The 13,040-nt window shown below is 50.6% G+C and carries 9 protein-coding genes; 4 read left to right on the plus strand and 5 right to left on the minus strand.

Annotated features, from left to right (window positions below):
- Nucleotides 1-20: 20 nt before the first annotated feature.
- Nucleotides 21-1,097: an alpha/beta hydrolase family protein gene (locus GXP69_RS03990; protein ID WP_235925542.1), complete on the minus strand. Its 1,077-nt coding sequence runs from the start codon at nucleotides 1,095-1,097 to the stop codon at nucleotides 21-23.
- A 179-nt stretch (nucleotides 1,098-1,276) separates the two neighbouring features.
- Between GXP69_RS03990 and GXP69_RS03995 the strand changes: the two genes are divergently transcribed.
- The 3 genes from GXP69_RS03995 to GXP69_RS04005 all read left to right on the plus strand — a co-directional run bounded on the left by GXP69_RS03995 (nucleotide 1,277) and on the right by GXP69_RS04005 (nucleotide 7,100).
- Nucleotides 1,277-5,230: an AAA domain-containing protein gene (locus tag GXP69_RS03995; protein ID WP_163912601.1), complete on the plus strand. Its 3,954-nt coding sequence runs from the start codon at nucleotides 1,277-1,279 to the stop codon at nucleotides 5,228-5,230.
- Between the two features lie 60 nt (nucleotides 5,231-5,290).
- Nucleotides 5,291-6,145 (plus strand): SdiA-regulated/phytase-like domain-containing protein, encoded by an 855-nt coding sequence (locus GXP69_RS04000; protein WP_163912603.1) that lies wholly within the window; start codon nucleotides 5,291-5,293, stop codon nucleotides 6,143-6,145.
- A gap of 82 nt (nucleotides 6,146-6,227) precedes the next feature.
- Nucleotides 6,228-7,100 carry an SDR family oxidoreductase gene (locus tag GXP69_RS04005; RefSeq protein WP_163912605.1) on the plus strand — a complete coding sequence of 291 codons (873 nt, stop codon included), beginning with the start codon at nucleotides 6,228-6,230 and terminating at the stop codon, nucleotides 7,098-7,100.
- A 76-nt stretch (nucleotides 7,101-7,176) separates the two neighbouring features.
- Here GXP69_RS04005 and GXP69_RS04010 read toward each other — a convergent pair whose 3' ends face one another.
- Complete coding sequence (locus GXP69_RS04010) at nucleotides 7,177-9,189, minus strand: hypothetical protein (protein ID WP_235925543.1); 2,013 nt, start codon at nucleotides 9,187-9,189, stop codon at nucleotides 7,177-7,179.
- 347 nt (nucleotides 9,190-9,536) lie between these two features.
- On the opposite strand from GXP69_RS04010, the gene GXP69_RS04015 reads away from it, so the two are divergent.
- Nucleotides 9,537-9,728: a cold-shock protein gene (locus tag GXP69_RS04015; RefSeq protein ID WP_163912607.1), complete on the plus strand. Its 192-nt coding sequence runs from the start codon at nucleotides 9,537-9,539 to the stop codon at nucleotides 9,726-9,728.
- A 72-nt stretch (nucleotides 9,729-9,800) separates the two neighbouring features.
- Here the strand turns inward: GXP69_RS04015 and GXP69_RS04020 are convergent, their stop codons facing one another.
- From GXP69_RS04020 to ricT, 3 genes are all read right to left on the minus strand, one after another.
- Nucleotides 9,801-10,889 carry an endonuclease/exonuclease/phosphatase family protein gene (locus GXP69_RS04020; RefSeq protein ID WP_163912609.1) on the minus strand — a complete coding sequence of 363 codons (1,089 nt, stop codon included), beginning with the start codon at nucleotides 10,887-10,889 and terminating at the stop codon, nucleotides 9,801-9,803.
- Between the two features lie 154 nt (nucleotides 10,890-11,043).
- Entirely contained in the window at nucleotides 11,044-11,514 is a 471-nt protein-coding gene (locus tag GXP69_RS04025) for a gliding motility lipoprotein GldH (RefSeq protein ID WP_163912611.1), read from the minus strand.
- Nucleotides 11,507-12,883 (minus strand): PSP1 domain-containing protein, encoded by a 1,377-nt coding sequence (ricT, locus tag GXP69_RS04030; RefSeq protein WP_163912613.1) that lies wholly within the window; start codon nucleotides 12,881-12,883, stop codon nucleotides 11,507-11,509. Before ricT ends, GXP69_RS04025 begins: the two co-directional genes overlap by 8 nt.
- Between the last annotated feature and the right edge of the window lie 157 nt (nucleotides 12,884-13,040).

A 13,040-nucleotide genomic window follows, 5' to 3' on the forward strand; every position in this document is an offset into this window, starting at 1 on the left:
AGCGTGGCGTTGTTTTCAGGTTATTTCTTTTGCTCGCTCAGCCACTGCAGGCTTGGGTTATAGGCCATGTCGTGCACGCCGTAATACAACACCAAATCTACTACACCGGATTTTTTAGTGTAAAGTACTTTCGGGTCTTTGGGGCCAAAGTACTTGCTCGGGCCATCGCCTTCCATGCCTTCTGGAATTTTCTGATATCTCACCAGCGAGTCCATTTGCCATTGCGGAATCTGGTCTGCCGAATCTACCAGCATGTTATAGGCCCGGATGGAATGGTCTGGTGGCACCAGCACATCTATTGTTCCGTGGGCCAGAAATACCGGTACGCCTTTTACGTTTTGCAGGTAGGTGCTCGGGCTTCGGCGCAGGCACTCGGCGGCGGCAGGAGTGCCGGGTATTGGCTCACCTCCGCAGGCATTTACAATGTGACGGTTATAGTCGCGGTGGGGATAATTCTGGCTGAACTTATACCAATCAACAAGGTTAAAAACTGGTACCCAGGCCACTACTCCAGCCCATATGTCAGGGTGACGGCCAGCTGTGACCAGTGCCGTCATCGCACCACCCGACGAGCCAACAATGTATATCCGCGAGGGGTCTATATTAGAACTGCCTTTGGCAAAATTTACCGCATCTATGATATCCTGAACGGCCAGGTCGGAAGCCATGGCTTCGGGCTTTTTGAATGCGCCCCGGTAATTAGGCTGAATGAAAACCCAGTCGTTTAGCTTGGCCCAGATGGCGTAAGGTATGCTAACCACCTGCAGGTATTCGCTGCTCCAACTATGGAGTACAACCAGTAAAGGCTTTTTATCGGGTGAGCCGGAATCATAATATAAGGCTGGCTGTTTTTCTCCGTCAGCGGTAGAGGTGATGGAAATCTGCTCAATTTCCGGGATCTTTTTCTTCCAGTCGTTGAGGCTCTCATCAGCAACCTTGCCGGGATATTGTTTGGTGGTAGTGAACTGCTCCAGTCGCTCGCCTTTTACATATTTCTTTTTGTTTTCAGGCTTGTTGCAGGCAGCCACAAGCGCCATCAGAACAAAGGCATACAGGCAGATAACAACGTTATTTCTGAGCAATGTAAGGGCACGCATGTGGTGGGCTGTAACTATAAAAGAGATTAGTTAAAACTGATTTTTGTAGGTTTTGTTGCGTTAGGGCTGTTACAACGCTGAAATATATGAAAAACTAATCTACCCGCCCGGATTTTCTGTTTACCAGTACAAAAGCTGTGGCTATGGTTCACTTCCAACTATAGGCAAAACCTGCTAACTTGCTTTTGATTGTATACCCGATGAAGCACATCCTGAAGAATTACCAGCGCAGGCTACTGAACCTGAGCAGCAACAACAGAGCCCTGCTGCTGCTGCGCCTGTCTGCTGAACTACACCTGGATGTGGAGTCGCTGGACTTTATTCTGGGCACCCCTGCTTTTAATGTTATAAACAGGCTGGTAGCTGGTACCCGGAAAATTCGGCTGTGCCCGGTAGCTGATAGCCGTTATGCCCCTGTTGCCCCACTCAGCAGGCGTTTGCGCTACATTAAGCGTCGCACCGACATGATTCTGGAGGAACGCGGGAGTCAGGAACTTTACCTGGGCTGGCCTTTTGTGCATGGTAAGTTTGCCGATGGCACTGCAGTGCGTTGTCCGCTGTTTTTGTACCCGGTGCAGCTGCAGGTTAATGCGGCGCAGGAGTGGGAGTTGGTACAAAGCACGGAGCAACAGCCGCGGTTTAACCAAAGTTTTTTGCTGGCTTATGCGCACTATAGCGGTACCCCGGTAGCCGAAAACCTGCTGGAGCTGGATGTAGGCACATTGCCAACCCATGCGCTGGAATTCAGAACGCAGGTATATGAATTGCTGAAGTCGGGGCAACTGGCCGTGCATGTCGGGCGGGAGTTTTTCGTTGATAAGCTGAAGCCTTTCCGGAACTATAAAAAAGCGGAATACGAAGCAGACCTGAAGCCGGGGCAACTATACCTGGAGCCAGAAGCCGTTCTGGGCATTTATCCGCAGGCAGCGTCTTATCTGCTTTCTGATTACGATGAACTGCTGAAGCGGGAAGACCTGCAGACGATGGAGGATTTGTTCGCAGCTCCTGAAGCTGCTGCACAGCCGGCGCAGGCGCAGCATACATTTACAGCATTTAATATAGATGCCTCGCAGGAGGAGGCGCTGCAACAGGTAAAACAAGGCCGCTCCATAGTTGTGCAGGGGCCGCCAGGTACAGGCAAATCGCAGCTAATCTGTAACCTGGTGTCGGATTTTACGGCTCGGGGCAAGAAGGTATTGGTGGTTAGCCAGAAACGTGCCGCGCTGGATGTGGTGCACAAACGCTTGTCGGAAGCCGGTTTGGGAAAATTTGCCGCTTTGGTGCACGACATCAACGCCGACCGCAAACCTGTTTTTCAACAGCTGCAACTACAGATAGAGCAACTAGCCGAGTATAAAAAGCAAAACCTGGCCCTCAACAGCATTTATACCGACCGCGCCTTTCTGGAAGTGAGCCGTGGCATAAACCGTTGCACCGAAAAGCTGGATCAGTCTAAAAGAGCTTTATTTGATAGCAGCCATTGCGGGTGGTCGGCCAAGGAACTTTACCTGCGCAGCAACCTGCAGGAGCCCCACATTACACTGCCAAACTATAAGCTCTTTACCGCAACTATAGCCGCTGAATTTCTGCCGAATTTGCGCCGCTATCTGGAAAACGCTATCGTTTTCAACCAGCAGAATTTCACGTGGAAAAACCGGCGCAGCTTTAAAAACTATAGTTGGCCGCAGCGCCAGGAACTGGAGCAAACTATAGCGCAGCTACCGGAGCAATATGCAGCACTAAAACAAACTATAGGGGAGCTGAGTGGTTTTGGTTTTGAGCTGGGAATGCTGGAGAACTATAAAGCAGCCCTGCCAACTATAGCCGAATTACAGCAGCTACTGGCGCAGGGGGAAATAGCGGAAACCCTGCAGACTTTACAGCAGCATGCCTCCAAAGAACTAACGCAGCAACTACAACAGTTAAAAGAACTATACCTGGTTTGCCCGGCTCCGGATGCAGCTTTGCCTGAGCATGAGTTACCAATTATAAAACAAGCTATAGTTGCCCACGAGCAGCAAAAAAACAACCTGCTGAAAAGCGTAAGCTGGCCTTTCTCGGCTGATAAAAAAGTGCTGAAAAAGGCGCTGGCAAACTATAAACTGGAACTGAACGAACCCGGTATCGGAGAACTGCAGCGCAGATTGCAACTCCGTGAACAGGCCGAGCAGCTGACACAAACTATAAATGCAAGTATAGGTGCCAGTTTCAGAATTACAGATTACCCAAACCAGGTACTGCAAAAAGTGGCAACTATAGAACAGGCCTTGCATGCTAGGAAGCTGCTCCGAAAACTACACCGCGAAAAAATACTGCACGAGAAACAACAGCAGACTATAGCCCTGCGGGCACAGCTCCAAAAACTGACAGACCAGGTCAACGAACTGCAGGCAAACTATAGTTACTGGCTAAACCGGCTCACCGAGGATCAGATCAGTTGCCTTATAAAGGATAGCAACTATAGAACCCTTTTGCTTCAGGAGCTGGGGCAGTATTTTGAGCAACTGGTGGCGCATGATGCACTGGAGGCTTCTTTTACCGAGGCGGAGCTGGAAACAGTCCGGCAAATCTTGTCGCAAACTATAGTTTCGGTTGAGCAGGGAGAACAGCTTTTTTTGAACAGTCTGTACCTGGCCTGGCTTTACGACCTGGAAAACCGGCATCCGGAGCTGCGCATGGCTTCGAGTGGCGAACTGGATAATCTGGAAAAAGAGCTGCAGCAGTTATTAACCGAAAAGCAACGCCTGAGCCAGGAGATTGTGCTGTCGCAGCTGCGCGAACGGACGTATGCCGATATGGAATTTAACCGGCTGGGCAACGCCGTAACTTACCGCAGACTGCAGGCGCAGGTGAGCAAAAAACGAAGCCTATACCCGATCCGGAAGCTGTTTGGTTTGTTCCCGGATGAGATATTGAAACTGGTGCCTTGCTGGCTGGCTTCCCCCGAAACGGTGTCGGCGGTGCTGCCGTTGGAGCGCTGCTTTGATGTGGTGATCTTTGACGAAGCCTCGCAGTGCTTTGCAGAAACGGGTATTCCGGCCATGCTGCGCGGAACGCAGGTAGTGGTAGCCGGCGATGAGCAGCAGCTTAAACCATCGGACCTGTACCGCGCCCGCTGGAGCGATTTCGCCGCCGATGAAATAGAGGAATTATCTGCCGAATCTTTGTTGCAGCTGTGCAGTCTGTATCTGCCGCAAACCATGCTCACGCAGCACTACCGCAGCCATCATCCCGAACTGATTGAATTCTCGAACCAGCACTTTTACCGCAGCAAACTCGAGCTGATACCCGACCTGCCCGAACTGAACAAGGCTATACCAGCTATAGAGTACATTAAAGTTAATGGCCTGTGGCAGGATAACAGCAACTTGCCGGAGGCACAAAAAACAGCAGATCTGGTTTTAGAATTATTGCGACAAGGGCAGCAGGAGATAGGCGTGATCACCTTTAACTATAACCAACAGATGCTGGTGCAGGATGTGTTGGAAGAGCAGGCGCGACAGCAAACTATAGCTTTGCCTTCATCCGTTCTGGTAAAGAACATCGAGAACATGCAGGGCGATGAAAAGGATGTGATCATCTTGTCGGTGGGGTATGCGCCTGATGAGCAAGGGAAGTTTGCCATGCAGTTTGGTAGCCTGAACCAGGCTGGTGGCGAAAACCGCCTGAATGTGGCTGTAACCCGGGCCAGGCGTAAAATTATAGTGGTGGCAAGTATCACTCCGGATCAACTGCAGGTAGAAAACACGCTACACCCCGGCCCCAAACTACTGAAAGCTTATCTACACTATGCACTGCAGGTCAGCAAAGGTAACTTCCATTATCAGCCTAAAACAGAAGCGCTGCCGGGACAGGTACCTTTGCTGAAAGAATTGTTGGTGCGCCAGCTACCGGACCTGAAGCAAGCGGTACCCTTTGCAGACTTAACTATAGTTGAGAACGACAACTATATAGCAGCTATCTTAACCGATGATGATCTCTACTATAGTTACTTATCTGCCAAACATACGCACGCCGATGTGCCCAAACTGCTGCAGCAGCGCCAGTGGCCGTACCAGAAAATCTACAGCCGCCAGTACTGGACAGACAAGGCTAAGGTAATTGACGCAGTTCTGGAGTTCAAGAGTTTATGATTCCTCATCCGGGGCGAAACTATAGCTTACATCTACCAATTTTATAACTAAAAATAACGAATGCTGATAAAGCTCTTTACCCTTTACGTGTACCTGCAAACAGCGCTCTGCGGTTGCGGGCCGGATATACGCAACAGCGATTTTGAACGCATGCGCGCGAACTATAAAGTAAAGGTAGAGAAGCTCGGCAGAATGGATAAACGCATAAAGGAAAGCTCTGGCCTGGCCCGTGCTACCGACTCCACTTTTTACACTAACCCCGACAGTGGCCTGCCGGCTGAACTATACGAGTTTAATTTGAACGGCGAGCTGCTGCAAACGATAGCGTTGCCCATCCCGAACCAGGATTGGGAAGACCTGGCGCAGGATCAGAATGGCAACCTGTATATCGGCGATTTCGGGAACAACAGTAACCAACGGCGCGACCTGAAAGTGTACCGGCTGCAGGAAAAGACCATGCAGGTAACAGATACACTCCAATTCAGCTTTGCCGACCAGGCTGAGTTCCCACCACCCCGCAAGGACAAGCATTATGACCTGGAAGCCTTCTTTTATCACCGCGATTCGTTGTATCTTTTTACTAAAAGCTGGGCAGCCCGGCCGGTTACGCAACTATACAAACTACCAGTTGCCGGCAACAGGCAGGCCTTACCTCCAGTAGCCCGCTTACAATTAAAATCACCTGTTACGGCCGCCGATATTTCTCCGGATACGGCAGCTTACGCACTCTTGGGATACGGGCGCTTGTACCTGTTTGAGCCAGAAAACGGAACGATAGACCTGCAAGGGAAACGCTATTGCCTGCCGCTCGGGCGTACAGGCCAGGCCGAAGCTATTTTGTTTCTGGAGCCGGGGCAGTTGCTCATCACCAACGAGAAAGGAAAAGTCTATCGTGTAACCTACCAGCCCAGATAAACAGCATCCTGCACCATACGCATCGCTTCATCCTGAAAAGCTGCTCTCCCGTAACTATAGCTACAGACCAACGCAGAACAAGATGCAACAGACAATATTAGTTACAGGCGCTACCGGCACTGTAGGCAGAGAAGTGGTAAAACAGCTGGCCATGCTGGATAACATCAGGGTAAGAGCAGGAGTGCATTCCGTTATAAAAGGCGAAAACCTGCGCCGCCTGCCCGATGTGGAGATAGTGGAAATGGAGTTTACAGACCCCGACTCGCTGCACGCCGCTTTTACACACGCCGATAAAGTTTTCCTGATCACACCGTTTACGGATGAGCAGGTAGAGATGGCCAAAAAGCTCGTTGACGAAGCCAGACGTACCGGCGTAAAGCACATCGTAAAATTATCAGCAATGGGAGCAGGGGCAGAACATGGAATTCAGCTCGGCCGCTGGCACCGCGAAATAGAAGACTATATTAAAGAGAGTGGGATTCCTTATACTTTTTTGCGGCCATCCAGCTTTATGCAAAACATCGAAAACTATAACGCGCAAACTATAAAGGAGGAAGGCAAACTATATATGCCTACCGGTGAAGGAAAAGTACCATACATAGATGCCCGCGACATTGCAGTTGTAGCAGTAGAGGCTCTGACGGGCAATGGGCATGAAGGCAAAATTTATGACCTGACCGGCCCGGAAGAGCTTACTGGTGCTGAGATTGCCGAAGCCCTGAGTGCTGCAACAGGTAAACCGGTAACTTATGTGGATGTGCCGGAAGATGCAGCCCGCCAAAGCATGCAGCAGCAACAGCTGCCAGAGTGGTTTATATCATCGTTTCTTGAACTATGCGGTGTGCAGCGTGCGGGGCATGCAGGTACAACAAACCACCAGGTGGAACAGCTTACGGGTTGCAAGCCGCATACCTTCCGGCAGTTTGCACACGATTATAAAGACTGTTTTATATAGTTTGGAAGAATGAACAGCAGGCATAAAAAAACCACTCCTTATTCAGGAGTGGTTTTTTGTTTATAGTTTATACCTATTAATAATCAGAGTCGAGGTTGCGGTAACGGTCGCTGCGGTGGGTCTGGTAATCGCTGCCCTGGTGACGGTCTCGCTGGCTACTGCCACCCTGGCCACTACCGTAGCCACCGAAATTCTCTCTTGAGCTTGACCCGCGGTTATCGCTGTAATAAGAGGTACCACTGTCCATAGAACCATAACGGCCCTGGTCGCCGCCTCGGCCACCCTGGCCATAGCCACCTGAACTATAGCCGCTACCATAGCTGCCCTGGTTTGAACTACCTGATCCGTAACCATAACCGCCGCTCATGCCACGGCTAAAGTTGCTGTCTCCGTAGCCGCCCTGGCTGCCATAGCTGCCCTGCGAGCCACGACCCGATGAGGAACCATAACCGCCCTGATCGTAATCGCTGCTATACGAACCACGGGATGAGCCATATCCACCCTGGCCGTAGTCGCTACCCTGAGAGCCGTAACGAGACGAGCGATACTCATCGTTATAAGAACCGCCTCTTGAGCCGTAACCGCCCTGAGAACCATAGCCACCGCGCATAGAGCTCTGAGAATCATACCCTCTTGATGAGCCATAGTCATCGCGGTCGTATTCACTCATGCCTCGAGATGATCCGTAACCCATCGATCCATGTCGGTCTCTGTCGCTGTCGTGGCTACCATAGCCTGAGCTGGAGCCATAGCCGCCCTGCATACCTGGTCTGGATGAACCTGAACCACTCATGCTGGAGCCATAACCCTCCTGACCGCTGCCATAGCCTGACGAGCCGTAGCCACCCTGGCTGCCGCCTCTGCCATGGCTGCTTTGTGAACCATGACCACTACCCATAGAAGATGAGCCATAGTTTGATCCGCCCTGGAAGCCCTGGCTACCAGAAGATGAACCATAGCTGCTCTGGCTGCCACGGCCCTGGCTGCTCATAGAGCCGCTTCCGCCATAACCACCTGATGAGCCCTGGCCACCGAAATTACTCTGAGAGCCATAGCCTCCCTGCGATGATCCGTAGCCACCCTGGCTACCAAAGTTGCTTTGTGAGCTGCCGCCGTAGCCCGAACGGCCTTCGCCGCTGCGTTGGTTGTAGCTGCCCATGCCGCCCTGGTCGTTCATTACACCGTAACCGCCCTGCTCATCGCCTTCGCGATCGGAGTAGCCGCCCTGCATACCGCCATAGCTGCCGTAAGATCCCTGGTTATAGTTATCCTGGCTGCGAACGCGGTTGCCTTCCATGCCGCCCTGGTTGCCATAGTTATAGCCACCCTGGCTTCCCCAGTTACCTGAGTCGGAACCTGAGCTACTGCCATGACTTCTCTGCGAACCATAACCACCAGACATACTCTGCGACGAACCTTGTCCACCGCTCATGCCCTGGCTGCCGTAGCCGCTCTGCATACCTGAGCCACGGTGCATGCCGCTACCCATTGATGATGATGAACCATAATCGCCCTGATAACCATAGCCGCTCTGGCCGCCATAGTTGCCATGCTGCGATCCGTAACCATAACCGCCCTGTGCGCCATAGCCACTCTGCTGGCCGCTCTGGCCACCATAGTTACCCTGACCAGACGATGATCCAAAATCACCTTCGTAGCCATAGTTGCTTTGGCCACCCTGCTGCGACGAGCCATAGTTGCCCTGCTGCATGCTGCTACCGGAGCCGGTGCTCATAGAGCCATAGCCACCCATGTTGCCAGACTGTTGCTGGTCTGAGTCAGAGCCTGATGTTGAACTTTTACCTGATTTAGAAGATGAGGTGCCTGATTTGGCTTTGGTACCAGTGCTGCTGGATTTTGCTTTTGTGGATGATGCAGAAGTGCTGCCGGTTGTTGTAGAAGCAGACTTGCCGCTTTTAGCTTGTGTACCTGATGAACCTGAAGAACCAGATCCGGACTTGGAACCTGTAGAGCTGCTGGATCCTGAGCTGCTCATGCCTGTACTGCCAGTACCCGACATTGCATTTGATGATCCTGAAGTGCTGCCGGACATGCTGCCCGAGTTCTGATTTTTTTCGTTGTCTTTCATAGTTTAATCTCCTGGATTTATAGTAGTTAATAATTAGCGCGATGTTGGCTGCCGGCGCGATTAGAGCCGGTGTATCAGCCACTTTCCGTTTCCCTCCTTCAGGCTTTGAAATGTGCCCGTAAAGCAAAACTGATCGCTTTAACTATACGCACCTAGTGGAACATGGTTATTGCTATATCACAATGCAACCTCTGAAATTTTACGAAACCGGGAGAGTGCATGGAGCAGTTTTAGAGCGGTAAAAGTGAACCCATGAAATGTTCGGGTAAAAAAATAATTGAGCAGAATAGCAATTGTATTGGTCAGTGTTTGTTACCTTTACTGCAATTATTAAAAAATTATTTATCATGCAAACAGGTAAAGTAAAATTCTTTAACGTATCAAAAGGTTTCGGTTTCATCATCGCTGACGATACAAACCAGGAGATCTTCGTACACCAGACAGGTCTTACGAGCGAGATCCGTGAGAACGACCGCGTTTCTTACGACGTTAAAGACGGTAAAAAAGGATTGAATGCTATTAACGTAGAGAAAATCTAAGTTATTAACAATATAAGCCTTCGGGCTCATTCATCATTTTTAGCCCGCTCAGTTCGCTGAGCGGGTTTTTTATTAGCCCTTGTTCTGCTTTTTCTCGTTGCGTTCCTCGCCTTTCTCCAATCCCTCCTGTATCAGTTCATTTGCTTCCTGGTAATCTTCGGCATCTGCTACCGGTACATCTTGTTCGTCTTCCCGCTCCGGCTCATAGTTCAGCGAGATAATGATGGGCAGGTGATCTGAACCAAACTTATCGAGCAGGCGCAAACCCAGTAACCGGAAAGACGGATCATAAAAAACATGATCGAGGGGATAGCGGAACAAGGGTACAAAGGCATTGTAGGTGTTATAAAAACCGCGCCCAACGCGTGGGTCAAGCAGGCCGCTTATCTGCTTAAAGAGCTTTGTCGTTCTGGACCAGGCAACATCGTTCAGGTCGCCGGCTACAATGCTGGGGCGCCCGGTTTTCTTTACCATTTTGGCTACCAGCAGCAGCTCTGCCTCGCGTGTTTCTGTATCTTTCAGCAGGCGTGGTGGCTGGGGGTGTACTGTGTAAAGCTCAAACCTTTTTCCTCCGGGCAGCTCTACCTGTGTGTAAAACGACGGAATTTTATCTTCCACCAGAAACCTTACTTCGCTGCCGGTTAACTTAAGTTTGCTGTACAGCATCATGCCATACGTATTGTCAAGCGGCTTCTTAATGTGGTATGGGAAGCGGGTATCAAACTCTTTGCGTACATTCTGATGCCAGGCTTCATCCGGCTCGTTCATCACCAGTATATCGGGGTCTTCTTGCAGTACCAGTTCCATAAACGCCTGATACTTTTTGTTAACCATACGCACATTCGCAATCATCATGGTAAAGGCGTTGGCTGGCTGCTGTTTTTCGGTGCGCAGTGCTTCTACTTTGGCAAGTGGCGTAAAATGATAAATATACCGCACCTGATTCAGAATGGCTATAATCCATAGTGCCAGCATAGCAATTTCGGTAATGGTCCATTGCGAATACTGTAAGCAGTAAGCTGCCGTAACAATAGTTAATAGTACAGCCACGTGCAGCCTCGGAAAGTCCAGCACGCGTACCCACCACCAGGGCACTTTAAGGAATGGCAGAAAGGAAAAAAGTGTGAACAGGAATCCAAGAATGACAAGGGTAGTTTCCATGCTTCGTTGTAGGACCAGATATTAGGTATATGTATGAGGTTCAATTTGCAATACCTATACTACGCAGTAACTATAAATCCGGACAAGCTAAAAGAAAAAGCCCGCAGCGCGTGTGTAAATTGCGTTGCGGGCTTTGCCGGATATGACTATAATCTTACTTTTTGGCTACTCTCACCCCAATGGCCTTTATGTTCGGCAGCGGGTCGCGGCGCATGTACTGTGTGATTTTAATTTTATACTTACCTGCCTCCGGGAAGGTCACATTGTCGAGTATAAGTTGCTGCATGTCAAAGGTGTCGGAAGAGCCTTTGCCCTGTGGTTTTCCGGTTTTAGGATCCATTAGCAGTACCTCATGCAGTTCCTGTGATATCTCCTTTCCGTCGGGACCGGTGAGCTCATGCTGCAGGTACAGGTTATAAAAAGCATACTCCAGGTCGTAGCGCACATTCACATAAATGGCATACTGCTGGTTGGGCTCTGTAATCTCAAACTCGAACACGGGTGCGTTGTCTATCGCCCAGCTGTTATCGGGCATATCTACGTTTTGTTCATACACACGTGCCGGGTCGCAGGATGTGAGCAACAGCAGCATTGCTGCTGCCCAGCATATCAGGTTCTTATGCATCGGTGCCAGGTTTATTCTGATCCGGTTTTCTATTTCGGAACGGTTTGCGTGATCGTTGTTTTTTAGGTTGCTGTGGTTGCTGTCCATCCGGGCCTGGTTGCGCCTGTGCTGCCGGAGCAGGTCTGTTGCCACCTTCGCGCGGCGCTCTAGGTTCGCGGTTGCCACGGTTCTGACCCTGCTCACCACGTTCTCTGCTTCCATCGCGTTCCCGGTTGTTGTCCCGTTCACGGTTATCGCGGCCACGGTTGCGGTTGGCTGGCTTCTGTCGTTTCTGTCGAGGCTCACCTTCGCGCTGGTCTTGGGCAGGCTGCTGTTTCTTTTCTTTAACCTGTGCGGCGGGGGCATCTGCAGACGCTACGGCATCCGTATCTTTTTTCTTTTTCTTCTTCTTTTTCTTCTTCGACTTATACTTGTCGTCGAGGCGCTCCAGGCTACCTTCTACCTGTGCAACAAACTCGTTGTGTTTTGGTTCTTCTTCAACCTCCACTACCAGCGAGTCTACCGCAATGCCTTTGGCGTTTTGCTCCAGAATTTCCTGCACGCGCTCTACCGGCACCGGGTACCAGTTGTTGTCGCCTTTAAAGCCAAACCACATCATCTTTTTAAAGATGTCGGTTTTCTGCAGAAAAGCGTCTCCGTTCTTGGTCTGTAGCGGGCGGTTTACGGTTGGGATGTCCTTAAGCGCCTCCATGTACGTTTCCAACTCATAATTCAGGCAGCACTTCAGGCGGCCGCACTGCCCCGAAAGCTTACTTGGGTTGAGCGAAAGGTTCTGGTAACGCGCTGCTGTAGTTGAAACACTTTTAAAATCGGTGAGCCAGGTAGAGCAGCATAGTTCACGACCGCATGAGCCGATGCCACCTAAGCGGCCAGCTTCGTGGCGCAGGCTTATCTGGCGCATCTCAATACGTACTTTAAACTCTTCAGCCAGCTTCTTAATCAGGTCACGGAAGTCTACGCGGTCATCGGCAGAGTAATAGAAGGTAGCTTTGCTTTTATCAGCCTGGTATTCTACATCCGAGAGCTTCATTCTTAAGCCAAGTTGCTGAATGATCTCGCGCGATCGGTACATGGCGCCGCTTTCCAGGTCACGAACTTCGTTAAACCTGGCCATGTCCTGCTCGGTAGCGATGCGGTAGATGCTGCGGATTTCCTCGTTGTTCTCCACTTTTTTCTTCAGCATCTGCAGGCGCACGAGTTCACCTTTCAGCGAAACAAAGCCTACATGGTGGCCGTTGGGCACATCTACAATTACAGCGTCGCCGGTTGTCAGGTCTAACCGGTTAATATTGCGATAGAAGTCCTTGCGGCCTCCTTTAAATCTTACTTCTACAATGTCGAACTCCTCAAACGATACAGGTATTTCCATATCGCTGAGCCAGTCGAAGACATTTAAACGGTTACAGCCTCCTGTGCTGCAGCCGCCGTTGCTTTTGCAGCCACCTGGTTTGGTGCTAGTGCCGCATCCGCCACTGGAACATGAATTACAACCCACTTTTAATCTCCTTTATATAGCTATGAATTCT

The organism is Pontibacter burrus (genome assembly GCF_010686685.1).
Classification (GTDB): domain Bacteria; phylum Bacteroidota; class Bacteroidia; order Cytophagales; family Hymenobacteraceae; genus Pontibacter; species Pontibacter burrus.